The sequence below is a fragment of the Meiothermus sp. Pnk-1 genome (assembly GCF_003226535.1).
In the GTDB taxonomy this organism is placed as follows: domain Bacteria; phylum Deinococcota; class Deinococci; order Deinococcales; family Thermaceae; genus Allomeiothermus.
In genome coordinates this window covers 13,866-40,825 of record NZ_QKOB01000004.1, presented here as the reverse complement: position 1 = coordinate 40,825, position 26,960 = coordinate 13,866, and the positions used below count along the sequence as shown (strand labels likewise).

Here is a 26,960-nt window from a genome sequence, read left to right as displayed (position 1 = left end):
CTCACCTCAACAGGATGTCGTACACGTCCGGCCCGAAGCCGGGAATATCCACCCCGCTCACCCCCAGCCCCGGGGTGCCTTTGACCCTGGGCACCTCATACCCTTCGGGCACGCTCACCCAGCCCCAGTAGGTGCGCTCGGCGCTGAAGGGCAGCACGTAGGGGGGCACCGGGATGGGCCGGGGCCAGTCCAGCGACCCCGAGAGGGAGATGAAGGGCGGGTTGGGCATCAGGTTGACCTTGATCCGCACCGGGACCCACCAGTAAAAGATGGCCCGCATCCCCAGTGAGGCCGCCACCCCCAGCGGGTTGCGGTCGGCGCGAAAGTCGGGCACCGTGGTCACCTCGGCCCGGTTCCACACCTGGAAGAAGCTCACGTAGCCGAACCGCTCGTAGATGTAGGGGTTGGAAGGGGGGAACCAGCGCTTGATCTCCTCCAGCCGCCAGGCTCCGGGGGCGTTTTTGCTGTTGATGAAGAGGTCTTTCCCGGCCAGCTTGCTCCCCTCGTCGGCGGCGGCCAGGGCCAGCAGGGCTTTCTCCATCACCTTCTCGTCCATCCCGCTGATGAGGCCGGAAAGCTGGTTGCTCACCGGGGCCAGGAAGGGCAGCCGGGAGAGCCCCCGCACCGCCTGGTAGTAGTAGGCCGTCCCCGCCAGCCGCTCGGCCTCGGGGAGGCGGGGCAGGGCCTGCCGCAGGGTGTTGAAGATGCCCTGGGCCTCGCTCACCAGGTTCTGCGGGGTAAGCCCGTCCAGGGTGCGCATCACCGGCGTGACCACCGCCCCCCCCTCGAGGACGTGGGCCTGCCAGGGCATGGGGGCGAAGACCCTGAGCCGGGTAGGATCGGATAAATCGGTGGGCACCCGGGGCCTCAGTGCTATCAGCACGTCCTTCTGGTAGTCGGGGTAGTAGGTGGCTATGGCGTGGGCGATACCGTCCGAGACCCGGTTCTGCGCCTCGGCGTCGTTGAACCACAAGGGCTCGCCTTCCTCATACCCCGGCGTGCACCAGGAAAAGCCGATGGCCTCGATGTCGATGCAGAACCCAGGGACGTACATCAGGGGCAGGATTTGCAGGCCGAGGCTGTCGCAGAAGTCCCCGGTATCCACCTGGGGGATGGGCCAGTAGGCGTCCAGCATGTGCTGCCCCTGGGCCGCCGGTAAGGGCCAGCCCAGCCCCGGGTCAAACCCCTGCGGCACCGTCCCCGAGGGCACGTCCACCCGCACCTCCGGCAGGGGTGGGTCGAGGTCGGGCCCCTTGAGCCCGGCCCAGCAGTACACCGCGTAGAGCGCGGGGTTGTTGAGCCGGGTGATGACGTGCCAGTAATAGCGCTCCTCGAAGCGCTGCCAGGCCCGCCTCAGGTCGCGGGCCACCTCCTGGGTGGTGGTGAGGTCGCTCATGGGCAGCCGCCACTCGTGGGCCACCGGCGCTTTGCCCTCCGCCCGCGCCTGTTGGTTTTGCTTCCAGCGGTCGGCCCGCAAGACCTCGATGAAGGGCCATTTCAAAAGGGGCAGCCGCTCGAGACGATAGTCCGGGGCGCTCACCAGGTAGCGCGTGGTGTCGGGGTAGCGGGGGTCCTGGGCCAACGCTATCCCGGCCAGAATCAAAAAGGCCAGTATCCATCTCTGCATCAATCCCACCTCCCCAGTCGCAAGCCCTCGGGTTCACCCCCCGACAGCAGGGTGTCCAGGGCCTCGGCAAACTCGGGGTAGAGCACGAACTTCCCCTTGCCCCGCACCTCCAGGCACATCGCGAAGGAGGGGCGGCTTCTGCGCCTGCCACCCTCCGGGTCGCCCAGGATGGGCAGCAGCACCGGGTTCTCCAGCAGGTCGAGGATGGTCTCGCCGTGGGCGGTGGCCACCACCCGCACCCCCCGCCTCGAGGCGGTGAGGCACTGGAACACGTCCTCGTTGTAGCCGATCTCGTCGGCCACCACCACCTCGGGCGAGTGGTTGGCGATGGCCTGGTAGATCACCCAGCCCTGGTTCTTCGAGGGCGGATCGGGCACCTGGAGCCGCCGGGCCGGGGAGATGCCGGGGTGGGTGAGCTTGCCGTCCCCTCCGATCTCGTTGGAGGTGTCCACCACCGCCACCCGGGGACCGTAGCGCCCGGCCAGAATACGCACGATGTCCCGCAAGAGGGTGGTCTTGCCGGTGCGGGGCGGCCCCACCACCAGCAGCGAGCCGCTCTGCTCGAGCCAGGGCCGGAGCGCCTCCGCCACCCCCATCACGAAGCGCCCGATGCGGATGGTCACTCCCACCGTCTCGCCGTAGGCGTCCTGGATGCGGCTGACGCGGTGCAGGGTGCCCTCGAGCCCGGCCCGGTTGTTCTCCTTGAACCCGCCCAGACGGTGGGTCAGGTAGGAGAGGTCGTCCTTCGACACCTCCCGCCCCTCCAGGACGTAGACCTGATCCGCCGCCGTGTAGATCAGGGGCTTGCCCAGGTCGAGCACGATCTCGTCCAGGCTGTCCCGGTGCCCCTCCACCTCCACCCGCACCCAGGGGGGCAGCCGCTCCATGAGCCGGGCGAACTCCTCCGGGAAGCGCTCGTGTACCCGGATTACGCTTTTCTGTTCTTCAACCACCGGTACACCCATAGCACGTCCCTCACGTATTTCTGCGTTTCGGGGTAGGGGGGAATGCCCCCGTACTTGCGCACCGCGCCGCTCCCGGCGTTGTAGGCGGCGAGGGCTAACCTCCAGTCCCGGAAGCTGTCCCATAGCTGCCGCAGGTGCCGGGCCGTACCCCACAGGTTCCACTGCGGGTGGGCCAGGCGCTCTTGCGAGATGCCGATGGCCTTCCCGGTCGCGGGCATGATCTGCCCCAGTCCCACCGCCCCTTCGGGGGAGACCGCATCGGGGCAGAAGCGGCTCTCCACCCAGACCAGCGCCACCAGCAGGTCGGGGTCGAGGCCGTAGCCCCGGGCGTAGTAGGCCGCCCAGCCCGCCAGGTCAGGGGGGATGCGGCCACAGGCCAGCCCCCACGAGGCCAGGACCAGCAGGGCTAACAGTCGGGCCATTCCGCCTCCAGGTACTCCAGGACGTGGAAGCGCACCACGCTCTCCTCGAACTCGTCGAGCGGTCTCTTCAGCAGGTCGTAACGCGGTACATACAGCTTGCCCACGTCGTGCAGGCGAGCCCCGTCCACGAACTCCGCCCCCAGGCCGAACCGCCCGGCGGCCCAGGTCGCCAACCACAGCAGCCGCCCGGAGTGGCCACACTCCTCCAGGGTGAATGCGCCCACCCCCTGCCCTTGCTCGTCAATCAACACTGGCCTCCTCCTTCGGAGCCGGAGGCCGCTCGGTATGCAGGGCGATCCGGGCCAGCGCCCGCCGCACCTGCCGCATCTCCTCGAGCACCTCTACGTGTGTCAGCAGGATGGCCCCCAGCAACAAGAGCACCATGCCGAACTCGATCATGCCTCCCCGGAGAAGAAAAACCCCCGGCAGCACGCCCGAAAGCCCTACCACCACTCCGGCCCAACCTGCGATGCGCATGACTCGTTCCACTCGCTACCTCACGTATTTCTGCGCGCTACGTCGCACCAGCCCCTCCACCGAGTAGGGGCGGGCCACCCTGTAGGCGTCCACGAACTGCCGCACCAGGGCCGCCACCCGGCCCGGGTTCTCCTCCAGCCGGTAGACCGGCAGCCCCATCCGCGTCTCGCGGATGACGGCCACCTGGCGGTCCACCACCACGTAGTCCCCCCGGGTGTAGGCCAGCAGTCTTGCCCCCGTCCCGCTCAGGATGGAGGCCCAGGGGAGGTAAGACGCCCCGATCTCGGCGGTGTCCCCCCGGGTGAGGATGTACCCCCTGGCCCCCCGCTCGCCCACCGCCACCCGGTAGCCCTCGGCCACGGCGCGGTCGTCGAAGACGCTCATCTCCAGGAGCACCTCGCTGCGGGCGGCGGCCAGGAGCCGGGTCACCTCGGCTTCCGAGAGGGCAGGCGCGCTCTCCTGCGCCATCCCCGTCGCCAGCAGCAAACTAAGCCACAGCCAGCGCATCCTTCACCCCCATCCGGCGGGCCACTTCAAGGGCCGCTTCGCCCTCGGCCAGCACCACCACACGAGCATCCTCGTATCGGAATACTCGGCCACCCTCGCCGGGAAGCCACACGAAGCAGAGCGGCCCCTCCCACACCACCCAGGTGGCGTGCTCCAGCAGCCGCCAGAACTCCCGCGCCTCAAGCTCCATCTCCCAGGGCCTCCAGCCGCACCGCCACCCGCACCTTTCCTTCTTCCGTGGGGAGCTTCTTCGCGTACTCCCGCAGGACGGTCTCGGCCTCCTCGCCGCTCATGCAGACCTCGGCCTGGCCGTCCACGCCCTGCCGCCTCGCCCACTCCCGCACCCGGCACCAACGCACCAGCGCCGCCACGAAAGGCTTCTCCAGGGCCTCCAGCCCCCGGCTGGTGAGGTTGAGCGAGAGCTCCTTCTGGCCCCGCACCTCGACCCAGCCCTCCCGCACCCAGGCGGTCTCGGGCGGGGGGAAGCCCTCGGGCAGCACGAAGCGAATCCCGGTGGTGGTCTTCTTGTGGTAGTAGCGCTGAAACACCGGCATCGTGGACGCCAGGCGGCGAATGTAAGACTCCAGGCTGCGGGGATCGCTGGCTTCTGGATCCCCGGTCACCGGCGGCGAAGGTGGCGTAGTTTCACCGAGCGGAGCGTGGGGTAGCGGTGCGGGCGGTTCGGCGGCCTGCTCAGGGCGCGGCGCGGGAGTCCCGCCCTGTCCCGCCCTGAGCCTTCTGGCCTTCTCGTACAGGGCGTGCAGGGGGTGCCGCCGCTCCCACATCCCCCCCAGGTAGGTGCGCACCGGCGGCTTGCCGTCGAGGATCACCACCGTCTCGCCCTTCTTGACCTCGCGCATCTCCTCGGCCGAGAGCAGGAAGCGGGCCTCCTCGCGCTCCCCCTCTCCCTCGCTGCCCGAGAGGAAGCCGCTTTTGGAGGAACTTCTTGAGTACCCCACCACCGTCTCGTAGCCCAGCGTGCGGGCCAGCCACTTGCGGTCCTCCTCCGAGAGGCGCTCGAGCAGGTACACCTGCTGCCCGAAGGTGCCCTGGATGCTCTCCCACACGTCCCGCCCGTACACCGAGCGCCCGTTGGCCAGGTTCTGCACGCTGATGTGGAAGGCTGCCCCCTTCGAGCGCATGGTCTTGAGGTTGTCCTCGATGCCGGGGAGCTTGCCGAAGGCGGTGAACTCGTCGAGGTAGACCGAGGTGAGGGTCTTGAGCGTCCCCCCGCCCCGGGCCGCGGCCCGGTGGATTTCCCGGTCCAGGATGCGCTTGACCAGCCACAAGAGGGCCGTGGCCTTGCCCCCCTCCAGGTGCTCCTGGGGGATGCCGATGTAGAGCAGGCTGGGCTCGCCGAAGAAGCGCTCCCAGGGCACGGCCCCCGTCCCGGGCAGGCTCGAGGCGTCCAGGCGGTCGTTCTCGAAGAGGGCCAGCTTCCCCGCCAGCCCCGCCACCACTCCCGCCAGGATGTCCTCCCGGGTCTGCAAGACCGCCCCGATCCGCTCTTTGAGGTGCGGGCGCACCTCGGCGTAGGCTTTGAGCTCCTCCTTGCCCTGCCGCAGCACCTCGAGGATGTGCCGCAGGGAGTAGCGCCCCTCCTGCCCCTCGATCCAGACCAGCCCGGCCAGCAGCATCCGCTCGAGGTTGGCGTAGAACTCCGCCCCCCCGTCGGCCACCCGGGGCACCAGGATGTCGGCGATGTTGGAGGCTTCCTGGGGGTTCTCGGCCCCCTCCAGCAGGGCGATCCGGGCCGAGCCCTCGGCAAAGGGCGTATAGGTGTACACCGCCCGCCCGAAGTGGCGGTAGTAGCTCACCGCCTCCATCAGCCCGCCCTCGTCGGGCCACTTGAGGTCGAACACGACCGCGCTCCAGCCGTCGCGGGCGTCCAGCAGCAGGTTCGGCTGGTAGTAGCCGGTGGTCTTGCCCCCGCCCGGCTTGCCCACCACCAGCGTCCCGGTGCGCCGCTCCATGGGGGGCACCCGTAGCGGCTTGCCCTCGAACAGGCCGTACCAGCCGGTTCCCTTCTCGCCCAGGTAGCCCGCCAGGTCTTTGGCGGTGGCCCAGCGCCCCTGCCCCGGCAGCTTGCGCGGGCGGCGCGGGCGGATCAGGAAGGGCAGCATCCCCAGGGCGAACCCCGCCGCCACCACCAGCCGCAGGGTGTCCAGCGGCAGGGCCTTCTGCCAGAGCTCGTTGAACAGCCGCGAGCAACCGCCGGTGAAGTCGGTGTTGCAGCGCAGGATCAGCTCCCCGGGCGAAGCCGCCTTCAAAGGGCCGCCCCACCCGGCCCGCATCATCTGCGAGGCCACCTCCATTGCGCTCTGCGCCACCAGCCAGAGGGCTCCGGCCAGGGTGCCCAGAATGACCAAGCCTCCCAGAAACCGTAGGAGCTTCTGGGAGGTGGGGACTTCCAGCAGGGACTGCCGCCGGGCCACGCTCATACCCGTTCTGCCAACCTCCGGGTGGCCGCGTCCAGGGTGCCGTAGACCCGCTCGAGGACCTGCCCGTCCACCTCGAGCTGCCAGGTGCCCACCTCATTCCCGGCCCGACCGGGCGTTTCCTGTACCTTGCCCACCGCCCGCACCACGCAGTCGCGGCCCCGGTGGGTGAACCAGCGTCCGAGCAGCTCCTTGCCTTCGATCAGATCAGAAGTGTTCAGTTCCATGCTTCCTCTCAAAGCAGCCTTAGCTATCGCTGGACGATTCGGGCAGGCCGCGCGGCGCGGGGTTGGGCAACTCCCGCACCGGCCTCCACTCGCCCTCGATCACCTCGCCCTGGCTGTACCCGTAGTAGGGCTGTATATCGTAGCTCACCGGGCGCGGGTTGACCTGGACAACAGACGGGTTTGCGGGGCTTGCGGTTCCACCCTGCGCCGCCGCGCCCCCGCTGTACACCCGCCCGCCCAGGGAGGCCGTGCCCATCATCTGGCGCACGCCGGTAGCCACGAAGCCGCCGATGAAACTCATGGCCACCCGCTCGACGTTGAACATGATGTAGCCCGCCGCCGCCATGCCGCACAGCAACAGGAGAACCCCCAGCAGCCAGGCCGTGACCACCGTCTGCAACGCCTGTAGCGCTAGGGTCAGTTCGGTCTTCGCCGCGTCGAATTTAGCCCCCAGGGCGCACAACGGATTGAGGCCGCAGTTTTCGTCACTTTTAGCCACCTCCAAGGCCTCCTCGCTCTTCTCCTTGACCGCCTTCATCTTGTCCAGCGCCTGGTCCACGTGGCTGTTGACCAGGTACACTGGACGGTTGATCCCGATTTCCACCGCCGCCTTGAAGCCGATGGGCAGCAGGATCACGATGAGCAGCGCCCCCATCACCGCCGCCACCCACTTGCCAAACCAGTCCGCCGCTGAACCCCTGGGGAAGATGAGCAGGGCTGCGGCCAGTGGGAACAGGGCCAGGCCCACCTGCACCGTGAACGAGGCCACCACGATGAGGATGAAGAAGAACAGCATCAGCGGAATCAGGAGCAGCGTGGTCCAGTTGAGGTACTGGAGCACCTTGCCCGCCCCTGCGCCTGTCCCGGAGGCGACCGACCGGGTGACCGCGCTCTTGGCCGCGTTCTCAGCGACCTTCGCGGTCATGACCTTGACCGCCCCCACCGCCCCCATGAAGGGGATGATCCGCATGGCCAGCGCGTCGAGGCTATCCCCGGCGTCGGAGAGGGTGGCCGTCATCGAGTCGGTGCCCCACTCCCGCGCTTTCTCCATAGCCCCGTTCACGGTATTGCCGACGAAGCCGCTGTTGAACAGCGACAGCAGCAGCCCCACCACCGCCAGCCGCGTGAAGGCCCCCTTGATGGCCTCCAGGCCGCCGCCCAGGATTCCCTGGACTATGCCGTAGACGAACCCCAGCATCACCAGGGCCAGGGCCAGCCCCGAAATCCCGCTCTCCAGGCGGCCCAGGTCGCGGCTGATGCTCTGGAGCCAGCGCGAGAGGTCAAAGAAGCTCTGGACCAGGCTCTGCTGCTGCGCGGTGCCGCTGGGCGGCGGCACCTGAGGATCGTCGGCCAGGGCCACCCCGGCCAGCCCCACCAGGATCATCAGGAAGATGGGAACAAACCTACGCACCGTGGCCTCCTACGGGCGGATGCAGGTGACCGTCCCGTCCTGCCCCGGCCCCAGCACCCCGTCCGGGCAGGCCACCGTGCGGGAGAGGGTGGCCAGCATCCTGAGGTTGGCGGTCTGGTCCGCGGCCTCCTCGCTGACCTCGGCCATGGTTCGCTCCACCTCGGCCTTCCAGGCGTTGACCTCGTCGGCCCGCCGCTGGAGCTCGATCTCGATCAGGTTGGTGAGCTGCTGGGTGGTGTAGGCCTGCTGGGCGGCAGTCTGCCGCACCGCCGCCACCACGTCCTGGGTGTTGGTCAGGTTCTGCCGCATGATCTTGGCCTGCGCGTCCACCAGCACCTCCAGCACCTCGCGGGTGGAGTTGGCCTCCTTGGCCCGCCGCACCACCTGCTCGGCCTCGCCCTCCTGTGAGGGCAGGGGGTTGGTGACCTGGAGGGCCTTGGAGAGGTCGTCCTGGGTCTGGTTGGTGGCGTTCTCGACCTGCTTCTCCGCCGCCGCTGCGTTGGCCTCGACCTTGGTCCGTAGCTTGGCCAATCTCTCCTGCGCGCGCAAGGTATCGAGCTCGCTCAGCAACAGGTTGGGGTTGAGCTTGATGGCCTCCACCGCCCACCACGAGGGGCTGCCGTTGGGGTAGGGGTTGTTCTGGATGGCCTCGACCTGCTTCTCTCGCACCCGGGCCAGCCAGGTGGAAATCTTGGCCACCATCTGGCGGTAGTTGCGCCTGAGGGCGAGGAAGTCCCGCTCGAGCTGATCCACCCCCGCGTTGGCCTGGGCCAGCCCCAGCTCCGCCCCCAGCCCGTTGACCAGGTAGCTCACCCCGGTGATGAAGCCTTCCTTTTTGAGCATGTCAAAGTCCTGCTTCACCTCGTCCCACATCCCCACCGCCCGGTTCAGGGTGCGGTAGAGGGTGCACACCCAGCGCACGCTCTCCAGGCTGAAGGCGTTGATGGTGGCGCAGGCCGTGCTTCCCCACTGCTGCACCTGGTTCCAGATGGCCTCGAGGCCGGCCGGGTTCTGGGAGGGGGGCTCCGCCGCCGGGTCCACCACCACGCTGAAGAAGTAGGTCTTCTGCCCCACGGTGATCTTGGCGGCGCTCGAGCTGGTCGGGGCGTTGGCCGCCGCCGTGAAGACCATATCCACCGTGGCGTTCTTCTTGGGGTCCGAGACGGTGATGCTGGTGGGGCTGTAGGTCACCCCCTGGGGCAGCCCGGTGACGGCGATGGGGAGCGTTCCGGTAAACCCATCCGGCAGCACCGCCAGCGTGGCCTTGGCGCTCTTCCCCGGGGCCAGCGAAACCGGGGTAGGGGACAGGTCGATGAAGTAGTCCTGGGCCAGGGCTATCCCCGGAAGGAGCAAAAGCAGGAAAAAGAGCTTTCTCATGTTTCTTCTCCGTAGGCCAGCGCCCGCACCGCCCGCATCACGTCGCCGTACTTGCGCACCATTTCCCGCCTGCGGGCCACCTCCTCCTTGGTGGAGGTGAACAGCCAGTAGTCCACCGGGCTGGGCCGCACCACGATCACCTCGCCCTCCTTGCCCTCGCCGGTGCGAATCCAGGCCAGGGCCTCGGAGTAGACCCCCTTGACCCCGGTCAGCCGCTCGTGCACCGCGATGGCCCGGTCGGGCATCCCCAGCACCTCGCGCATCACCTGTAGCTCGGCTTCGCCCCGGGAGAGCCGGAGCAGGAAGTGGAAGCTGGTGTTGGCCAGCAAGGCCCGGGGGCCCTCCCCGGCGAAGTCGGCCAGGCTCTGGGTGATGCTCCAGATGCCCCCGCCCAGGAAGCGGAAGCGCCGGTACAGCTCCTCGATGAGGCGGCTGGCGTAGGGGCTCTGGAAGACCTTCCAGGCCTCGTCCAGCACCACCAGCACCCGCCGCCCCCTGCCGTCCTTCTGCCGCTTGGCCCGCTTCCAGACCAGGTCGGCGATCAGCAGGGTGCCGATGATCTCCAGGTCGTCCTTGAGCCCCTCGAGCTCGTAGCACACCACCCGCGCCTCGGAGAGGGGCACGTTGGTGGGCCGGTCGAGGAACTGCCCTTTGGGGCTGTCGCCCACCCAGGACTGAAGCCTGAGGGCCAGCTTCCGCGCCACTTCCTTCTCCGAGGAGGAGGCCGGGCGGCTGCCCACCTCGTCCAGCAGCACCAGCGTCTGCACCAGGTCGGAGAGCCTGGCTCCCTGGTAGACCTTCCTGTAGCTCCCGTCCGGCTGGGGCAGGTCGGGGCTCGCGCGCTTGTAGGTCTGCTCGATGGCCGCCTCGAGGATGGCGTTCTCGACGGCCTCCTCGGTGCGGTCCTCCCCCGGCGGCAGGATGGCCCGCAAGAAGCGCAGCACGTCCTGAAGCTTCTCGGGGCCCGGCTCGGCCTCCCCCTCCTCCAGGTCGAACATGTTCACCGCCGTCTCCCCGCCCGGGCGGATGTCGATGAACACCCCGCCGAAGGCCTCCACCAGCGCCTCGTAGTTCTTCCCCCGGTCGAGGATCACCACGTCCACCTCGTCGCGTCGGAGCAAATCCGAGAGCACGTACTGGGTGAAGAAGGTCTTGCCCGAGCCAGAGCCGCCCGCGATGATCCCGTTCCAGTTGGCGGTGGAGGGCGTGAAGGGGTCGAAGCGGGTGAGGGAGAGGAAGCGGTTGTGGAACATGACCACCGGCTTCTCGTGCCCCTTCCAGGCCCCCGTGAGGGGCACCAGGTCGGCGGCGTTGGACTCCAGCAGGCTCACCACCTCGTCGCTCATCCCCCCGCCGAAGGGGGCCCGGCTCTTCCAGGGCTCGAAGAGCCCGTTCCTGAGCTGCCGGAAGGGGTTGCCGGGGATTTCCGAAAGCCGCCCCACCACCTGGTTCGAGCGGCGCTCCAGGGCCTCCCGCTCCTTCTCGATCAGGATCAGGGCCACCCCCACCCGGTAGACGTGGTCACCAGACTGGGAGATGTGCTGGATGGCCCCCTCGGTCTCCCGCTGCCCCACCAGGATGTTGGGGTCCACGTAGGTCTCGGTGTTGGCGCTGGCCGCGTAGAAGCGCCGCGCCCGCGCCTTGAGCGCCTTGAGGGCCTTCTCGTAGGGCTCGTGGTAGAAGTCCACCACCAGGTAGAACTCCCCCCCTCCGGCCAGGGCCAGCACGTCCCCCATCTCGGTGTAGGTCTCGTCGGGGATGGTGTAGAGGGTGAACATGCCGAGCCAGCGCCCCCCCACGTAGAGGGCCTCGCGGAAGGAGTTGTCCACCTCGCTGCGCAGGAGCTGGGTGCGCAGGGTGGGGGGCCTGAGGCCCGGCATCTTCTCCACCGCTTTGCGCGGGTAGCGCTGCCAGGTGGGGCGGTAGCGGGGCACCCCGCCCTGCCGGAGGCCGGGGTTGAGGTAGCGGTAGGCCAGGCCGAAGACCTCCTGGGAGTCCATCTCCCGCACCTCCACCCCCCGGCCCTTGGCGATCATGCGGATGCGCTCGCGGATTTTGGCCCCCTCCTTGACCCGCTGGGCCAACTCGGCCCCCCCGAAGGGGAGCCGCCGGGGTCGCTTGTGGCCGTAGCTGACGGTAAGGAAGGCCCGCCGCTCCATCACCTGCCCTCTGGCCCACAGGTCGTGCCAGTGCCGGTGGCGCTCCTCGCCGATGGCCCGGGCGGTGGGGTGGGTGGGCTCGAAGGCCTCCTTATAGGCCGTGACCGAACCTTCGGGGGCCGGAGCCGCCTCCACCAAGAGCCGGGCCCGCGTCCCCTGGGGCACCCCGTTCCTGAGGACGCTGCGCACCATGTAGAGCAGGCCCTCGAGCTCGCTCTGCATCAGGAGCAGGGTGGGCCTGAGCACCAGTTCCACCCCCACCTCGCACCGCCCGTCTTCGAGGAACATCACCCCCTCGTGGATCTCCCAGTAAGGAAACTCCTCGGTGAGCGTGCGCTCCCGAGGCCGGTTGAGCAGGCTGGTATTACTCGCGGTCATGACGAATCGAAAGTGGCGTGGTCTCCTGATCCTTCCCCGGCGTGTAGCGGTCGCTCTGGGTGAGCCACAGCGCTTCCTGTAGCAGGGAGGCCCCGGGGTAGCGCTCCCGCAGCTTCTCCGCCAGCATCAGCGCCAGATAGCCGGTCACCGCCCCCGTCAGGAGCCCGGCGGCCGGGTGTACCCCCTCCATGAGCCGGAGGCCGATCACGAAGCCCAGCCCGATGACCGGAAGCTGCCACAGCTCGAGGCCCACAATCGTGATGGGCTGGTAGAGGCGGTACACCCGGCGGCGCATCAGCAGTTGGAGGTGCTGGAGATGAAAATCTTGGCGAACGCGGGGGCCGCGGCCAGGATCACCCCGCCTATCGCCGCGCCGATCATGATCGGGACCGCCTTCTTCCCACCGATCATCAGGCTGATCGCGCCGATGGCGAACATGATGATCACCAGGGCCAGCCCGAAGCCGCCTTTCATGGCGTTGTAAATGTTGCAGATGGCGGTGGTCAGGTTGTTGAAGGCCTGTTCCGCCTGGGCGTGGGCTACGTTGCCCAGCCCCACCAGCACGAGCCCCATCAGCAGGCCGCGCGCCTCCGGCAGGGCCGCCAGCCTCTTCGCTACGAGTCCGATTTTGTGCATCGCCGTTCCTCCATTGCGACTTTTTATTACCCTTTTACGGGTAATATGATATTACCATATGCGCCTTGATCCAGAAGTCAAGAAGCAGGTGGAGGCCGCCCTCAAGTCCCCGGTGCCCCCACCCACCGACCCTGCGTTTGACGAACTTCTCCTGCGGTTGCGCAAGGAGAATCCCGAACTGGCCGATTTGCTCGAGTCCGGGGTGGTCTTCGACGACCTCCCCACCCCGGAGGCGGAGACCGCCCGGGCGGTGGAGCGGCGCAGCGCCCTGCTCACCCTCAAGCACCGCCTGCTCGACCGCTACGACGAGCTCACCGGGGAATGGGTGCCCTCGCGCCCCAAGCAGATCGCGGTGGGCTTTGTGGGGCTGATCGCGGCGACCACCCTGTGGTTCACCCTCTCCACCCGCGAGACCGGCCCGGCCCGGGGCGGCCTGCCGGTGCCGGTGGCTACCGCTAAAGCGCCCCAGGCTACCGCTCCGGGGGATGTTTCGCCCCGCGAAAGCACGGCTGCGCCCGCCCCGGCGGATTCTCCTTCCCAGAGCGGTGCCGCTACGGGTGCCCCGTCGGGAGAGACCCCGGCCTCCACCAGCCCGGGTAGCGCGGCCCCTTCGCCGTCCTCCCCGCTTGGCGGCGAAACAAGCGCCTCCCCGCTTCGCGGCGAAACAAGCGCCTCTGCTGCCAGCAACCAGAACCTTCCCCCGCCTCCTAGCGGCTATTCCGAGGTGCCGCCGCCCCCTTCGGGGTATCCGGCTTCCGGGACTACCGGAGCCGCTGCGCCGCCGCCCCAGCCCCTCACCCTCTACACCGCGGTCAGCCCCGCAGGGGCTACCTTGGGGGCCCAGCCCGTACAACCCAGCTCCACCGGCCAGGGCGGTCAGACCGCCCAACCTGCTCCCGCTCAGCCCCTCACCCTCTACACCGCCGGAGGGGGTCAGGGGGCCGCTCAGCCCCTCACCCTTGCACGCCCTGCAACGGCGGCTGCTCCGAGCTCCTCCTCCCGGCCTGTAACCGGCAGTGTGGCCGACGACGTGGCGGCCACCCTCCAGGGGCAGTCGGCCTCGGCCCCTTCCTCAGCGGCTGCGGGTAGCAGCAGCCTCACCCTCAAGAAGGAGACCCAATCCACCTTCGCGGTGCAGCAGGTGAGCGGTCAGGGCGGCCAGGGGGGGAGCTTCTACCTGCTGGGAGGCCCGAACCAGCCTCCTGCCGCTGCCGCCCCCACCCCGCCGCCGAGCCTCCCCGCTGCACCACCTACCTTCTCTGCTCCACCGACCACCCCGACCTCACAGACCACCTCCACCGCCGCCTCCCTACCGGCCTCCCCCTACTCCCTGGGCACCCGGCTCAGGGGCCGCCTGGGGGTGGGGGTGCTCATCGCCGAGGGGACGCCCGGCGCGGTGGCCGTAGACGCCGAGGACGGCTCGACCTGGGTGGGGGAGGTCACCCTGGACGAGACCCGCCGCCTCAAGGGGAAGCTCACCCGGGTCATCAAGGATGGCCGAGAGTACGCGACCTCGGCCACCCTGCTCGACGCCGAGGGCACGCTGGGGGTGGCGGCTAAGGTGCGGGAGGAAGCCCCCTCCATCGCCGCCGACCTCATCCGGGGAAGCCTGCGCGGGGTGAGCGATTACGTCACCGCCGCCTCCCAGGCCAAGAGCGTGACCGTGCTGCCGGGCGGGGGCGTGGCCCAGTCCTCGCAAACCCCGCCGCTGGAGCTCTTCATGGCCGGTAGCCTGGCTAACCTCTTCGCCCTCCAGCAGGACAAGAAGGCGGTGGTGCGGGTGGCCCAGGCCGACAAAGGAACGGAGGTGGTGATCCTTGTTGTACCGGATGCAAGCCAAAGTCCTGCGGGGAGGTGAGCGTCAGGAGGCCCTCGAGTGCATCCGCCTGGCCCTGGGCTGCGACCTGGCCCTCAGCGAGGGCCAACTGATGCGCCACTACGGAGTGACGCCCTCGGAAAGGGAAGCCCACGCCATGGGGTTGCACGTGGTGCGGGCGGTCTTGAACCCCTCCCACCACGCCAACCGGCTCCTCGAGGTGCGCTTTTTCACCCCCTACCTCTGGGTCGCCCGGCTGGGGCCGCCCCTGCTGCGCCACCTGGCCGGGGTGGGCGAGATGCGGCATATCCTGGGGGTGCCGCCCTCCTCCTGGCGCACCGACACCCACCGCATCCACTACCGCGAGCAACCCGACGCCTACTGGTACGCCCCGGAGGGGCCTATCGCCGTCGAGTACGACGCGGGCAGCTACTCCGTGGCCCAGCTCGCCCGCAAGGTCGAGGCCTTCGCCCTGCGCTTCGTGGGGCAGCGCTGGGGGGCTCCCACCCCGCGCAAGGCCGCAAGCCTGCGGGGGAAGCTGGCGGGCCTTGGCCTCGAGCCGGGGCACGTGATGGCCGCGCCGTGGTGGTAGCTTTCTTGCCCCCGTAAATCAATATGGATGGAGAAAAGGGGGGCAAGAACCCCCCTTTCCTGTTCTACGCGCGGAAAACCCGCCTGACCTCAGCCTTCCCCCAACCCTCGGCTTCCCGGCTGCGCTCGAGCAGGTTTTCGGGCAGCTCCGGCAGGCGCTCCTTGAGCGCAGCGAAGGCCCGCTCGAGGCCCCTCCGCCGCATCCCCAGGTCGAGGGCCACCCGGCCTCCGAAGCGCCAGGCCGCCAGCCAGAAAGCCCAGGCGTTCTGCGGGGTAGGCTCGGCCCGGCAGAGCGGGCCATCCTTGAGCAGCCCGGCCTTTTCCTCCAGGCCCAGCCGCTCCAGATCGGCCCGCCAGGCCTGCCACCCCTCCTCGGGGAGCTGCCGGGACCGCCACAGGTAGAGCGGGGTGTCCTCGAGGTCAAAAGCCCGCGCCACCTCGTTCCAGCCCGCCGCCACCCGCACCGGCGTGTCCTCAAAGGTCCCCTCGATGACCAGGGCTCCTTCTTCGCGGCCCACCAGCCGCCCTTCCAGAAAACCCCGGGCCGTCCCGCCCTCGTAGATGGGAAGGCGCACCGGCCTGGGGGTGAGGTCGCTCACGGTGGCCCGGTCGAGCTCCGCCGCGAGGCCTCGAGCCAGCCATCCCTCGATCTGATCGCTGTTCAAGACACCGGGAAACACCTCTACCCGCACTGTATTCCTCCTTTATGCCGCTGCCCCCTCCCACACCAGGGGCCGGGGGTCGTCAAAGGCCAGCAGCACCGGGATGGGGCCGCCCACGTCCACCACCGCCACCGCCTGAGGGGATTCGCCTTCCTCCTCCCAGCAGGCCAGGTTACGCTCCACCAGCCGCCGGGCGGTCTCCTCGAGGCTTCGTCCCTGGAGCACCATCCTTAGCCGGGCTGCTACCTCGGCCACCAGCTCCTCGCTTTCCGGGCGCAGCAGCACCGGCTCCTCCCGTGGGGTGAAACCCTCCGCTCTCAGGATATGGGCGATCTGCCGCAGGGCCTCCCGCGGCGTGAGTAGGGGCGCATCCCTGAAGTCCTCCCGCAAAGGCCGCCTTCCCCCCCACGGTAGCCGCTCCAGGTCGGGCACCTGGTTCAGGGCCAGCGCCCTCACCAGCGGCTCCTCCAGACTCCACACCAGCAGCACCGCCTCCGCCCCCTCCTTTCCCATCACCACAAAGCGCCGTCGGTAGTAGTCCAGGTACTCCTGCACGAAGCGGCGGTGCGGAGGAGGCAGCGCTTCCAGGGCGGCCTCCAGGGTGGGCCTGACGATGGCTCCGTCCGCCTCGCCGAAGCCGTACCGCTCACCCATCGCCTGTACCCCTTCGGCGAGGGCGCGGTCAAAAAGCTCTTTCAGTCCTGTTTGCATCTCTGTTATCATTATATCGAGCTAGCCGCTCGTGGACATTGAAAACCGAGCTCTGGCCGTCCGGCGTTCCGAGGGTTCTTTTTTGCTCCTTCTTGCCCCCTTCTCAACCCTCAAGCCCGGCCTCCGGGGGCAAGATTTCCTTCATGTCCCGCACCTCCAGCCCCCCCTCCTTCACCATGTGGTCAAACCGCCTGGGATAGGGGTGGTAGACCCGCACCCGCTCGGCCTCTCCCTGCTGCTTCCGGCTGTACCAGCCCATGCGCCGCAGGGTGTTCTTCAGGCTGTGGGTGGTGTACGCCCTGAGGCTGGCCACCAGGATCATCCGCTCCCCGTCCCGGCTCAGGAAAGCGATTCGTCCCCGGGGATTTCTCCCCTGGAAGCGCCACCTCTCCCGCTCCGCGACGCGGATCGCCCTCCGCAGCAGCACCGCGTCGGCCACCGCCGTGGCCCGGGGCCGGTAGAAGCGGGTCAGCCCCAGCACCTCCACCCGTCCCCGGGGGCCCACCACCACCGCCTTGCCGATCACCGTGGGCACGGCCACCAGGTACTTTCGTCGCACCAGGTCGTAGAAGGTGGCCCGGGGCATCTGCTCGAGCAAGCCTTCCAGCAGCACCGGCCCCCGGTGGTGCAGGCTGTGGATCAGCCGCCGGTGCTTCTCGGCCAGGCGGGTCTCCCCGTTGGCCCGTTTCATCTACTTGCCCTCGAGCTCGATCCGCGTCCCCGCCATCACCGAGCGCTTCAGGCTCAGCGCCCGTCCGGTCCCGATCTCCACCAGGCTCCACTCGAGGCTGATTTCTCCGGGCTTGACGTTCTCCAGCGTGATGAGGCCCGACTGGGCCTCACCGGGGTTGATCAGGGTGCGCAGCGGTTCCCTCTTCAGGGAGTACGCGACCCGGTTGCCCCCCTGGGTGATCACCAGCCTGCCGGGGTCCGCCGCCAGCGTGCGGTTCCCCCGGTTCTCCAGGGTGAAAAAGACCGTCACCGTGCCCTTGCTATCCGAGGGCACCTGGGCGGTGGTGGTGAAGCGCACCGTCTCAGGCGCAAGGGGCGCAGCAGGCGCCTGAGACGCCCCTTGTGCGGGTGCAGGGACTGGAGCCGGATTCGCCGGTGGGATATAAGTGCTGGCCGGTGCGCTTACGCTTCCCCGCGCCCGGGAAAGCTCGATCACGTAGCGCCGTGGCCCGGTCCCCGGCCCGATCTTGAGCGTGAAGAGCAGGGTGCGCCCGGCCACCTCCACCACCAGGTCGGTCTGTCCGGCCTTCTGGGTGGCCGACACCAGGATGCGCGGCCCGGCGCTCTCCACCCGCAAGAGCTCGCCCTTGGCCGAGGCCAGGGTGCTCACCGTGTCCCAGAAGTCCATCACGGTGGTGAACCCCGGGGAGACCTCGATGATCCCCGGCACCCGGGTGAGGTCCTCGGCGTAGTAGGTCTTCAGGACCGACTGCCCCAGGGCCAGCGGTGCCAGCAGCATGAACATGGCGAACAGCTTCTTGTAATATCTTATTGCCTTCATAGGGGCATTATATGGCAACACGGCGTTGCCGAAAATGCTAGCGCACTCGGCCGCGGGAGCGCTGCGCCTCGAGGGCCGCCCAGCGCGGCCAGGAGGGCCAGACTCCCCGGAGGACGGAGACCAGGCCCGGTACCAGGAAGATCATCCACTCCCACCTCGAGAGCAGCTTGCCCGGGTCGAACTTTCCTCTCGGGCCATCCAAGGCAACCCAGACGAAGAAAAGCTCCAGCGCTCCTACCCCCAGCAGCGTCCAGCGCTTCCAACCCTGGGGGTCGCCGTACAGGGCGAAGAAGCGCAGCAGCACCAGCCCCACCAGGAAGAGCGGCCCGGCGCTCTCCGCCCCCGGCCGGTACAGGGCCACCAACACGAGCACAACCAGCTCCGGCAGGAACACCACCCGCCAGCCCACCGCCCGCAAAGCGGTCAGGGCGGGGTTGGGTTTGGGCGGAGGACCCGGCGGCACCAGCTCCACCACGAAGGCGGGCGGGGCCTTGGTGCGTCCCTCCGCCACCTCCTCCCCCTTCAGCCGGTAGCGCCCCCCCTTGGGGCGGATAGGGGGCACCGGGGCGGTGCGGTTGCCCAACCACCCCGCCACTCGGTCCACCTCGTCGTCGTCCAGCGCCCGCCTGCCGCGCAGGAACTCCCGGATGGCCCCCTCGTCGCGCAAGGCCAGCACCCCGTCCACCCGTCCCTGAGGCTCCTTCAGGGTGGGTACGAGCACCGCCGGGACCACCGAGAGAGCGCCCTGGGAGTCCTCCCAGACCCGCCTGGCCTCGATCTCGGCGATGTGGGGATGATCCGCCACCACCAGCACCCCCACCGGCCCCACGTAGAAGGCGGCGGGGATGTCTTTGAGCTTCACCGTGCGCATCCGGTGTTCTGACCCTTGGGGGCTACCGGAAGGTTGCGCCACCCGAGCGGCAGGCTCCGTGTGGGTCAGCAGCCGCACCGCCTCGCGGACCTCCTCCGGGGAGAGCCGTGGGCGGCCCCAGCGGACTCGAGCCTCGAGCCGGTCATCCCGCCGGAGGGCCTTCACCGCCATCCGGGGGAAGCGGGTGACCAGCCGCACCTCCGCGTCCAGCCGGGCCTGCTCCCTGGCCTCCCGCCCCTCGGCCACCACCCACACCCCTGCCGGGCCGACCCAGATGACATAGGCCCCCGTCCGCTCCCGGATGCGGTAGACCGGGCCGGGGGGCTCCTGAGTACCGGCGCTAGCCGGGGGCCGATGGCCCTTCACTGGCGCAGCCTTTCTGGGCGGTGGGCTCGCCTGGGCCTGATGTCTTGCCAGCACCTCCTTGAGCGCCGCCACCGCCTCCTGCCCCGCCTGCTCCACCTGCTCCTTCGAGGGCATGGGCATCTCGGGGGGCTTGTTGTGGATCACCTTGTTGCGTAGCCTCAGAAACCGGCGCACCCGGCGCAGGCCGGGTTCGTCGAGGAGGTGCTTCACCTGGTCCAGGAGGTCGCCCGCTCCCCTGGCCGGGCCCCGTGCGCCCAGCCGCTCCAGCAGCCCCTCCACCTGATGGCCATACCGAACGGCGATGGTCTCGATGTTCTGCATGTTGCTACGTTTATTTCAGAACTTCAAAAGGGCAGCTCGTCCTCTTCCTCCTCCTCATACACAAAATGGGCGTGGGCCTCGTCCGCTGCTTCGGTGGCCGCCCAGAAAGCCTCGTCGAAGCTGCCGTAGCGCCCGATGACCTCCTCCCTTCCGTCCTTGTCCCGATGCACCGCCTCGAAGGCGTGGATGTTCGGCTGTCGCACGAACCACACCCCCAGGCCCCGGTGCGAGACGAAGACCTCCCGCTCAACCACCATCCCGTTCAGCTTCAGGATCAACCGTCCACCTCCCTATCGCTCACGCCACGCGGCTTTCCCAGCCGCCAGGTGTAGCATACCCTGGAATCCTCCTGTACTCTCTCGAACTGCGCCCGTCCCCGCAACAGGGCCTCCTCAAAGGCGCTCTCGGCCACCAGATCGTAGAGGGTGCGCCATCCCCACCGCTCCCGCACCCGCACCTCCCGCCACACCTCGCCGCCTGCCTCCACCGGCCTCGAGAGGGCCAGCTCCCCATCGTGCCAGGCCCGGATCACGATCTCGCCGGGAGGCATCCTGAGGGAGAGGGCCACGATCTTGGCTCTGGGTCGGATCAGCATCTCCGCACCACCACCGGCACCAGCAACCCCCAGTACACCACCTCTCCGTCCACCACCAGCCGCAACCGGCGGCAGCCCATCCGCCGCACCTTCTCCGCCACCTGCGGGATCTTCTCCAGCAGCGCCCCCCAAGGACCCATATAACCCCTTTCAGAACTCCCTACATTCCCTACACCACCGATCTTTTGCCGTCCTGGAGCGCATTTTATCCCTCTGAGGTCATCTCCCGACGCCCCGGGCTTTTTCGAGGCTTTTTGCTGTCCAGGACGTTGTTCCTGCCCGTAGGGAGAAAATTGCTCTCCCCGCTCCCCCTTCTCCCTACGCTTTTTCTTCGTCCAGCACGCAAATATGCCGCCTGTAGGGACTGTTGGGAGTTTTGGCGATATACCCCCCCAATTACAGCTCAACGCCCCACCCGCCTCCTTCCTCCGGGGCGTAGGGAGAAACCGAACTCCCTACAGCCGATTTTCTCCCTACGCCTTTTCCCTCGTGCTGGACGGCGCTTTCTCCCTCGTAGGGACTGTTGGGAGTTTTGGCGAGGATACCCCCTGAGATCTGTATCACGTCCCGGGGCACCCCCCCGATCCGCACCGCCACCCCGTAGCGCACCCGCCCACCCCGTTCCTGCGAGCGGATCAGCCCGCGCTCCCCCAGGCGCTTCCACAGGGTGCGAGGGGTGGGCAGGGGTTCCCCGATCTCGGCGGCCAGCCGGTTCAGCGCAGCGTAGGCAGCGGCGGGCTCGAGGTAAACCCCCTGCTCGTCCACCCACCCCACCCGCGCCCCCTGGGGAACCCACCCGTCGGCCCTGGCCTGCCAGCCCCAGCGCTCGGGCTCGGTCGGAGGCTCTGCCGCGTTGTGGCGGTTGCCCAGATGAGCCCGCCCTGAAGAGAGGGCCGCCATGAGCAGCGGCAGGAACCGCTCCACCGGATCGGTGTCCCGCTGGTAGCCCCCCTGGGCTTCCCCCACCGCCCGCAAGGCCGCCTCCACCTCCAGGCTGAGGCCCACCGCCTCCGCCTCATCCAGCACCCCCGCCTCGAGCCAGTACGTCCGCAAAGCCTCCCACACCGCGTATAGCCGGGCCAGGGCGTCGGTGGTGCGCCCGTGGGGGCCGGGGTAGCGCTCCCGGAGCTCGGCGCTGCGCAAGCGCACCCCCTGCCGCACCCCCTCGAGCCGCCCGGCCAGCCAGCACACCCAGGCCGCCAGCCCTGCGGAAAGCCCCTCCATCTCGCCTTGCAGCCGGGAGAGTGCTTGTAAATCCACCTCCCCCCGCTCGAGCTCGAGGATCAGGCACCGCGCCCGCACGCTGTGGCCGGGAGGCAGGTCCTCGCCGGTGATGATGAGGCTACCCCGGGGAGCCCGGTCGGGCTGGAGGCCTCCGTCCGGGCGCATCCGGGCCCGCCCACTGGCGTTGCCCTGGTTGCGCAACAGCCGCGCGGCCCTGGCCTGTAGCTCCTTCTGCTTGCCCTCGTGCCCGGTGGGGGCGTAGTCATCCACGAGCAAAAGCGCGTCTTTAGCGGTGAAGGCCAGCGCCTCAAGGGCGTTGGCGGTGGCCTCCCAGTTCACCGGCGGGTGGGGTGCGGTGTGGCCCCACAGGGCTTGCAGCAACAGGGCGAGGGAGGTTTTGCGTGCACCGGTGAGCCCCGAGAGGTAGAGGCTCCCCATCGGGTGGTTGATGGGGGCTCCCATCGCGTAGAGCAGGAGGGGCCAGGTCACCCGTCGGGGGGCCACCTCCAAAAACCCGAGCAGCCGCCGCCCCGCCTCCCGCTCCTCCTCCCCGGTGGGCGGGTGGGGCAGGGCAAACCCCGCCAGCTCGGGGGGCAGGTCCACCTCCAACCCCCCCACGCTCCCCCTCGGGCCAATCCCCCCGCCCGCGTGCAGGTAGACCCACTCCCCGTCCCGCTCGATCCAGCCGGTGTGGGCGTAGACCGTGGCCCGCTCGGGATCGCTGAGGTGCTGGATGGCCGCCCTGAGCCGATCTCGCACCCCCATCCCCGGCGTGACAATCGCCCGGGCCCCCCACTCCCGCACCGGCCAGTGCATGGCGGCAAACTCGGCCGCCCGCACCCGCACCTGCGGTAGAGGGCCTGCCGGGGTGTGGCCCTCGAGCTCGAACAAGAGCTCGGCCTGCACCCCGTCGGTACGGCGCACCTCGCGGCGGATGCGGCAGGCGAAGTTGGCCAGGGGGACGTAGGACACCTCGCCCTCTTTCCCCGTCCGGGCCTCCTCGATGCGCCCACCCTGGACGCGGTAACGGGGATAGCCGGGAAGGACTTCCTCCCCGCTTCGCGGCGAAGGAAGCGTCTCCCGGCTTACCAGCTTCTGATCCAAGGATGGTATACTCTCAACCACAAAACCTCCTTTGCATCCCACCTGGCGGGGTGGGGTGTTTTCTTTCAGGGGATCGTCCGCCGGAGCCGCTCGCCCAGGGCGGCCTGGCCCCACCGGGCGGCGTACTCACAGGCGTCCAGGCCTTCCGGCAGCGGCTCGAGGACAAACGCAGCAACCCTCACGTGGGCCGCCTCGCCCCTCCAGCGCTCCAGGGCCGACCTGCCCCCCTCGTCCCCGTCGGCGTAGAGGTAGACCCGCCGACCCGTGAGGTGGCTCCAGGGCACAGCGCCCTCCACCCCTGGAAGGCCCACCACGTCCACCTCCCCGGCCAGGGCGAACCAGCTAGCGATGGCGTTGAGCTCTCCCTCCATCACCAGGACGGGCCGCTCGGGGTGCTTCCTGAAGCCGGGGGAGAACCAGGCCGGGGCTCCCCGGCCCGGGGTGAGGTAACGGTAGCGAAACTCCCGCGCCCGGGCCAGCCTCGCCTTGATGGCCTGAACCTGACCGTCAGGCCCCAGAACGGGGATCACCAGGTCCCCCTGACGGCTCTTGCCCAGCCCCACCCGCCGGGCCTGCTCGAGGGTGAGGCCCCGTCCCCGGATGGCCTCCTCGTCGAGGTGGGCCTGAGCCTGCTCGAGGGCCCGCCGCTCCTCGAGGGTGAGGCCCCTGGGTGTGCGTCGTTCTGCGCCCGGGCGTGGCCCGTGAAGTGGTGCGGGTACGGGCTGCTCAGCCCGGGCCTTGATCATCTCCGCCGCCTGCTCCTTGCCCATCCCCGCCCGGAGCAGCAGATGGAAGGCGTTGCCGCTCTCCCCGGTGGCGTGATCTTTCCAGAACCACATTCCCCGCACCCTGAAGAGCGAGAGCGAGGGGTGCGCATCCCCCCGCCACACCGCCCGGCAGAGCCCCGCCCGCCCCGGCCTGGCCCCCGATTCCGGCCAGATCTCGGCCACCAGCGCGGGGAGGTCAACCGTCTCGATGGAGCGCGTCAAGGTGTCCTTCGTCATCGGCTTCTTCCTCCAGTTCGTAGGAGAGCACCTCCAGACTCTCCCCCCGCCAGACCTGGACCTCGAGCCAGGCCAGCCCCCTACCCCTCACCACCAGCCGCAGTCCGGCTGTCTCCATGCCGGTGACCCGCGAGGCGAAGCGGGTTCTGCCGGTCATCGCCAGCAGGTCCTGGAGCCGGTCGCACAGCAGCGACAGCGGATGCAGCAGCGCCCCTGCCCCCTGGAGTTCAAAAACGATCTCTGGATAGGGTTTCGTGTTCGGGAGCAGCGCCAGCATCTCCTGGGCGGAGTGCAGCAACCTCTCGGTGGTCCCTATGGGTAGGGAGAGCACGATGGATTTCTGGTGTGGTGTCATCAGATAGTAATCCCGTTCCTCCATGCGCTTCACCTCCGGGTGCGCAGAGCGCACCCTGGTTATCTCTCGAATTTAGTACGATTTCCAGGGCTCGCCGGATAAAAGATGAGAAGTCTTCAGCTTGGCTGTAGTGGCGCACTAGGCGGATGCGTCGTGGCTTGGACGGCACTCGAATCCCTCCGCAATCTGCAACAGCAGCCTTTCCTCGCTCACGCCCAGCCGCGAGGCCAGCACCTTCGCCAGCTTGCGGCTGCACAAGAGCGAAGGCCGCCGCACCTCCCCCCGCTCGTATTTCGTCAGTAGCGAAACGGTGATCCCTGCTTCCACCGCCAGTGCCTCCTGGCTCAGACCCGCCTGTTTCCTCAACTGGCGAATGATGTTCGGGCACTCCATACACTAATTGTAATATGTTCCCTTATAAGTGGCAATATATTACATGCAATACAATATTCCCATGCCCAAGAAGAGCTTCCGTACAGCCTCCCTTCGCTCAGAGAGCAGCAGCCCTCACTGGGCACGGCTGCTGATGGCCCGGCGGGAGAAGCTGGGCCTCTCCCGCGAGGCGCTGGCCCTGGCCGCAGGGGTGTCTCCCTCCCTCATCGCCAAGCTCGAGCGAGGGGCCCACGACATCCGGGACGTGAGCGTGGGCCGGTTGCAGGCGTTGCTGCGCGCGCTACACCTACCTTCCATGGACTTCCTGATGGGGGAGGGCTCCACCGGGGATTTCCCTTCCACCCCCGGCCTCACCGCGCTGCCCTACTACCCGGCGCTGGTCCCGGCCTGTGTGGGGGAGGAAGCGCCCACGCACGCCCATCTCGACACCCGCCTCCTCCCCACCCGGCCCAGCTACGCAGGCTTCTTCCTGGCCACGCTGGAAAGGGACGCGCTGCGCTTGGAGGACCTCTCCCTCGCCGAGGGCTCGGCGCTGATGGTGGAACGCAAACCCGCCCGGGAACGGGGTGTCGCCCTGCTCGGCTTCATTGAGGAAACCCGCCGTCCGCTGCTGTACCGCCTGCCCCCGGAGCCCCGGCTGGTGCGGCCTGTGGGTGGAGTGGGGATGGTGTACTGGCTGCTGCCGGATGGCTCCCTGCAAGTGCCGGGTAAAAAGGCCGTCATGTACCCTATCGCGGTGGGCATCGTCCACGGGGAGCTCCGCCAGGTATGAAGCGCTGCGCCTTATACACCCGCGTCTCCACCGAGGAGCAGGTCGAGCGCTACTCCCTCGAGGCCCAGCGCGAGGTCCTCGGGCGCTGGGCCGAAGCCTTGGGGTACGAGGTGGTGGAGACCTACACCGACCCCGGCTACTCGGGAGCCCAGGAGGATCGGCCCGCCCTGACCCGTCTGCTCGCGGATGCACAGGAGGGGCGTTTTGCGGTGGTGCTGGTCTACCGGCTCGACCGCCTAGCCCGCAAGGTGCGCCTGGCCTACGACCTCATCGAGCGCCTGGAGGAGGCCGGGGTGGGCCTTATGAGCTACTCCGAGCCAAACATCAACACCACCACCCCCATCGGCAAGGCGGTGCTGGGGATCATGGCGGTCTTCGCCGAGTGGGAGCGGGACACCTTCGCCGAACGAAGCCGTCTGGGCATGCACAAGGCCGCCCGGATGGGAAAGTACCTCGGTGGCATAGTGCCCTATGGCTACACCATCGAAGACGGTCGCCTGGCTCCTTTGCCCGAGGAGGCGGCGGTGGTGCAGCAGATGTTCACCTGGGTGGTCGAGCGGGGCTGGAGCACCGAGCGGGTAGCTCAGGAGCTCAACCGCCTGGGCATCCCTCCCAAGTACCGCCGAGACGGTCGCGGGGTGCGCGGCAAGCGCACCGCCGGGGTTTGGCGCGGAGGCGGGGTGCTGCGCATCCTCAAGAACCGAACCTACATCGGCGAGTACACCTATGGTAAACGCACGCGCAAGGCCCAGCCCGAGCTGGTGAGGGTGGCGGTGCCGCCCATTGTGGAGACGGCCCTCTTCGATGCGGCGCAGCAGCAGCTAGCCCGCAACGCCCTCTTCGCCACCCGCAACGCCCGAAACGCCTACCTGCTCAAAGGGCTCATCCGTTGCGGAGGGTGCGGACGTGCCTATGTCGGTTCGGGCGACTACTACGCCTGCGTGGGGCGGATCAACCGTCAGGCTTCCCCCATCCCCTCCATGCGCTGCACCGCTCCCCATGTGCGCCGAAAAGACCTGGAGGAGAAGGTCTGGGACGATGTGCGAACTTTTCTGGCCAATCCCGGGAAGGCCCTGGAAGGATTTCTCGAGCAGGACAGCCGTGCGCAAAGCGAGGCCGATCTGCTGCAAAAGCGGCTACAAGCCCTCCTCGAAGCCAGAACCCGGCTGCTCGATCTGTTTCTGGAAGGAGGGGTGGGCAAGGAGGAATACTACAGCCGCATACAGGAAATGGAGCGGCGTACCCAGGAGATACAGCAGGCGCTCGAGGAGGCTCGGCGGAAGGTCGTCGCCGAGCGGCAGCGGCAGGAGGCGCTTGCCACCCTGGAAGACCTGGCTTCTCGCCTGCGCGAGAATATAGAGCGCCTCACCCCGGAAGAGAAGCAGGCCGTGGTGCGGGAGCTGGTGGAGGGGGTGACGGTGCGTCCAGGAAAGGGAGAGATTGAAGTAGAGGTACGTTACCGGTTCGGGCAGATTGCACCTCACACGGGCATACTTGCGCTTTGTGCCCTAACCCTCGAGACTAGACACATATGCACGTGGTTTACCCCGGCAGCTTTGACCCACTGCACAACGGCCACTTTGATGTCATCGTGCGCTCGAGCAAACTTTTTGACCGGGTAACGGTGGCGGTGCTCGAGAATCCCAGCAAACGTGACCAGTGGCTCTTCACCCCGGAGGAGCGCGTGAGAATCATTCGCGAGGCAGCTGCTCAGGCCAAGCTGGCTAACGTTGAAGTGGACACCTTTCACGGCTTGTTGGTGGACTACATGAAGAAGGTGGGCTCGAGGGTCATCGTCAAGGGCTTGCGGGCGGTTTCCGACTACGAATACGAACTCCAAATGGCCCACCTCAACCGGCAGTTTCCTCCCCACGCCGAAACCCTGTTCATCATGGCGGCGACGCGTTGGTCCTTCGTTTCGAGCACCATGGTCAAGGAGATCGCTCGCTACGGGGGGGATGTGGGAAAGCTGGTCCCGCAAGCCACCTTGGAAGCCCTCAGGGCTCGGGTACAGCCTAGGCCCTAGTCTTGCGCCGAA

31 protein-coding genes are annotated in these 26,960 nt (G+C 68.4%); 5 read left to right on the top strand and 26 right to left on the bottom strand.

Features of this window, described 5'->3' with window-relative positions:
- Position 1: 1 nt before the first annotated feature.
- From DNA98_RS07320 to DNA98_RS07260, 14 genes are read right to left on the bottom strand one after another with little or no spacing between them, the layout of a single operon-like run.
- Positions 2-1,627 carry a hypothetical protein gene (locus tag DNA98_RS07320; protein ID WP_110528475.1) on the bottom strand — a complete coding sequence of 542 codons (1,626 nt, stop codon included), beginning with the start codon at positions 1,625-1,627 and terminating at the stop codon, positions 2-4.
- Positions 1,627-2,592, bottom strand: coding sequence for an AAA family ATPase (locus tag DNA98_RS07315; protein ID WP_110528471.1), 966 nt, complete (start codon positions 2,590-2,592; stop codon positions 1,627-1,629). The genes DNA98_RS07320 and DNA98_RS07315 overlap by 1 nt, the downstream gene beginning before the upstream one ends.
- Positions 2,556-3,014: a lytic transglycosylase domain-containing protein gene (locus DNA98_RS07310; RefSeq protein WP_110528469.1), complete on the bottom strand. Its 459-nt coding sequence runs from the start codon at positions 3,012-3,014 to the stop codon at positions 2,556-2,558. The genes DNA98_RS07315 and DNA98_RS07310 overlap by 37 nt, the downstream gene beginning before the upstream one ends.
- Positions 2,999-3,265, bottom strand: a complete 267-nt coding sequence (locus DNA98_RS07305) for a hypothetical protein (protein WP_199489365.1) — start codon at positions 3,263-3,265, stop codon at positions 2,999-3,001. Before DNA98_RS07305 ends, DNA98_RS07310 begins: the two co-directional genes overlap by 16 nt.
- Positions 3,255-3,503, bottom strand: coding sequence for a hypothetical protein (locus DNA98_RS17655; protein ID WP_146237984.1), 249 nt, complete (start codon positions 3,501-3,503; stop codon positions 3,255-3,257). The genes DNA98_RS07305 and DNA98_RS17655 overlap by 11 nt, the downstream gene beginning before the upstream one ends.
- 3 nt (positions 3,504-3,506) lie before the next feature.
- The gene (locus DNA98_RS07300; RefSeq protein ID WP_233493144.1) at positions 3,507-3,998 is read right to left on the bottom strand and encodes a hypothetical protein; all 492 of its coding nucleotides are present in this window, start codon (positions 3,996-3,998) and stop codon (positions 3,507-3,509) included.
- The gene (locus tag DNA98_RS07295; RefSeq protein WP_110528466.1) at positions 3,979-4,188 is read right to left on the bottom strand and encodes a hypothetical protein; all 210 of its coding nucleotides are present in this window, start codon (positions 4,186-4,188) and stop codon (positions 3,979-3,981) included. The genes DNA98_RS07300 and DNA98_RS07295 overlap by 20 nt, the downstream gene beginning before the upstream one ends.
- Positions 4,178-6,439: a type IV secretory system conjugative DNA transfer family protein gene (locus tag DNA98_RS07290; RefSeq protein ID WP_110528463.1), complete on the bottom strand. Its 2,262-nt coding sequence runs from the start codon at positions 6,437-6,439 to the stop codon at positions 4,178-4,180. Before DNA98_RS07290 ends, DNA98_RS07295 begins: the two co-directional genes overlap by 11 nt.
- The gene (locus tag DNA98_RS07285; RefSeq protein ID WP_110528460.1) at positions 6,436-6,663 is read right to left on the bottom strand and encodes a hypothetical protein; all 228 of its coding nucleotides are present in this window, start codon (positions 6,661-6,663) and stop codon (positions 6,436-6,438) included. The genes DNA98_RS07290 and DNA98_RS07285 overlap by 4 nt, the downstream gene beginning before the upstream one ends.
- A gap of 19 nt (positions 6,664-6,682) precedes the next feature.
- Positions 6,683-8,074 (bottom strand): hypothetical protein, encoded by a 1,392-nt coding sequence (locus tag DNA98_RS07280; RefSeq protein ID WP_233493143.1) that lies wholly within the window; start codon positions 8,072-8,074, stop codon positions 6,683-6,685.
- Between the two features lie 9 nt (positions 8,075-8,083).
- Positions 8,084-9,451 carry a hypothetical protein gene (locus tag DNA98_RS07275; RefSeq protein ID WP_110528455.1) on the bottom strand — a complete coding sequence of 456 codons (1,368 nt, stop codon included), beginning with the start codon at positions 9,449-9,451 and terminating at the stop codon, positions 8,084-8,086.
- Positions 9,448-11,988, bottom strand: a complete 2,541-nt coding sequence (locus DNA98_RS07270) for a TraC family protein (protein ID WP_110528452.1) — start codon at positions 11,986-11,988, stop codon at positions 9,448-9,450. The genes DNA98_RS07275 and DNA98_RS07270 overlap by 4 nt, the downstream gene beginning before the upstream one ends.
- Positions 11,975-12,283, bottom strand: a complete 309-nt coding sequence (locus DNA98_RS07265; protein WP_110528449.1) for a hypothetical protein — start codon at positions 12,281-12,283, stop codon at positions 11,975-11,977. Before DNA98_RS07265 ends, DNA98_RS07270 begins: the two co-directional genes overlap by 14 nt.
- On the bottom strand, positions 12,283-12,624 hold the full coding sequence (locus tag DNA98_RS07260) for a TrbC/VirB2 family protein (RefSeq protein WP_110528446.1): 342 nt from the start codon (positions 12,622-12,624) through the stop codon (positions 12,283-12,285). Before DNA98_RS07260 ends, DNA98_RS07265 begins: the two co-directional genes overlap by 1 nt.
- A gap of 58 nt (positions 12,625-12,682) precedes the next feature.
- On the opposite strand from DNA98_RS07260, the gene DNA98_RS07255 reads away from it, so the two are divergent.
- Both DNA98_RS07255 and DNA98_RS07250 read left to right on the top strand, forming a co-directional pair.
- Positions 12,683-14,482, top strand: coding sequence for a hypothetical protein (locus DNA98_RS07255; protein ID WP_110528444.1), 1,800 nt, complete (start codon positions 12,683-12,685; stop codon positions 14,480-14,482).
- A complete protein-coding gene (locus DNA98_RS07250; protein ID WP_110528441.1) occupies positions 14,454-15,032 on the top strand; it encodes a replication-relaxation family protein in 579 nt (192 codons plus the stop codon). The genes DNA98_RS07255 and DNA98_RS07250 overlap by 29 nt, the downstream gene beginning before the upstream one ends.
- Before the next feature lie 64 nt (positions 15,033-15,096).
- Here DNA98_RS07250 and DNA98_RS07245 read toward each other — a convergent pair whose 3' ends face one another.
- From DNA98_RS07245 to DNA98_RS07195, 12 genes are all read right to left on the bottom strand, one after another.
- Positions 15,097-15,723: a hypothetical protein gene (locus DNA98_RS07245; protein ID WP_110528438.1), complete on the bottom strand. Its 627-nt coding sequence runs from the start codon at positions 15,721-15,723 to the stop codon at positions 15,097-15,099.
- Between the two features lie 12 nt (positions 15,724-15,735).
- Positions 15,736-16,404 carry a hypothetical protein gene (locus DNA98_RS07240; RefSeq protein ID WP_110528434.1) on the bottom strand — a complete coding sequence of 223 codons (669 nt, stop codon included), beginning with the start codon at positions 16,402-16,404 and terminating at the stop codon, positions 15,736-15,738.
- Between the two features lie 103 nt (positions 16,405-16,507).
- Positions 16,508-17,095, bottom strand: coding sequence for a hypothetical protein (locus tag DNA98_RS07235; RefSeq protein ID WP_233493142.1), 588 nt, complete (start codon positions 17,093-17,095; stop codon positions 16,508-16,510).
- Positions 17,096-17,917: a hypothetical protein gene (locus DNA98_RS07230; RefSeq protein WP_110528432.1), complete on the bottom strand. Its 822-nt coding sequence runs from the start codon at positions 17,915-17,917 to the stop codon at positions 17,096-17,098.
- A gap of 37 nt (positions 17,918-17,954) precedes the next feature.
- Positions 17,955-19,475, bottom strand: coding sequence for a hypothetical protein (locus DNA98_RS17650; RefSeq protein ID WP_146237983.1), 1,521 nt, complete (start codon positions 19,473-19,475; stop codon positions 17,955-17,957).
- A 23-nt stretch (positions 19,476-19,498) separates the two neighbouring features.
- Positions 19,499-19,753, bottom strand: coding sequence for a hypothetical protein (locus DNA98_RS07220; protein WP_233493141.1), 255 nt, complete (start codon positions 19,751-19,753; stop codon positions 19,499-19,501).
- Entirely contained in the window at positions 19,750-20,070 is a 321-nt protein-coding gene (locus DNA98_RS07215; RefSeq protein ID WP_233493140.1) for a hypothetical protein, read from the bottom strand. The genes DNA98_RS07220 and DNA98_RS07215 overlap by 4 nt, the downstream gene beginning before the upstream one ends.
- Positions 20,064-20,210: a hypothetical protein gene (locus DNA98_RS17760; RefSeq protein WP_158531617.1), complete on the bottom strand. Its 147-nt coding sequence runs from the start codon at positions 20,208-20,210 to the stop codon at positions 20,064-20,066. The genes DNA98_RS07215 and DNA98_RS17760 overlap by 7 nt, the downstream gene beginning before the upstream one ends.
- Positions 20,211-20,466: 256 nt before the next feature.
- A complete protein-coding gene (locus DNA98_RS07210) occupies positions 20,467-22,419 on the bottom strand; it encodes a hypothetical protein (RefSeq protein ID WP_233493139.1) in 1,953 nt (650 codons plus the stop codon).
- A 44-nt stretch (positions 22,420-22,463) separates the two neighbouring features.
- Positions 22,464-23,402 (bottom strand): toprim domain-containing protein, encoded by a 939-nt coding sequence (locus tag DNA98_RS07205; RefSeq protein ID WP_110528421.1) that lies wholly within the window; start codon positions 23,400-23,402, stop codon positions 22,464-22,466.
- On the bottom strand, positions 23,362-23,781 hold the full coding sequence (locus DNA98_RS07200; protein WP_110528965.1) for a hypothetical protein: 420 nt from the start codon (positions 23,779-23,781) through the stop codon (positions 23,362-23,364). The genes DNA98_RS07205 and DNA98_RS07200 overlap by 41 nt, the downstream gene beginning before the upstream one ends.
- Positions 23,782-23,895: 114 nt before the next feature.
- A complete protein-coding gene (locus DNA98_RS07195; protein ID WP_110528418.1) occupies positions 23,896-24,150 on the bottom strand; it encodes a helix-turn-helix domain-containing protein in 255 nt (84 codons plus the stop codon).
- Between the two features lie 61 nt (positions 24,151-24,211).
- Here DNA98_RS07195 and DNA98_RS07190 point away from each other — a divergent pair, with 61 nt between their 5' ends.
- The 3 genes from DNA98_RS07190 to coaD are packed head-to-tail and all read left to right on the top strand — an operon-like array spanning position 24,212 to position 26,948.
- Positions 24,212-24,922 (top strand): helix-turn-helix domain-containing protein, encoded by a 711-nt coding sequence (locus DNA98_RS07190; RefSeq protein WP_110528415.1) that lies wholly within the window; start codon positions 24,212-24,214, stop codon positions 24,920-24,922.
- On the top strand, positions 24,919-26,544 hold the full coding sequence (locus DNA98_RS07185; RefSeq protein WP_110528412.1) for a recombinase family protein: 1,626 nt from the start codon (positions 24,919-24,921) through the stop codon (positions 26,542-26,544). The genes DNA98_RS07190 and DNA98_RS07185 overlap by 4 nt, the downstream gene beginning before the upstream one ends.
- On the top strand, positions 26,454-26,948 hold the full coding sequence (gene coaD / locus DNA98_RS07180) for a pantetheine-phosphate adenylyltransferase (RefSeq protein WP_110528409.1): 495 nt from the start codon (positions 26,454-26,456) through the stop codon (positions 26,946-26,948). The genes DNA98_RS07185 and coaD overlap by 91 nt, the downstream gene beginning before the upstream one ends.
- The last annotated feature ends 12 nt before the right edge of the window (positions 26,949-26,960 follow it).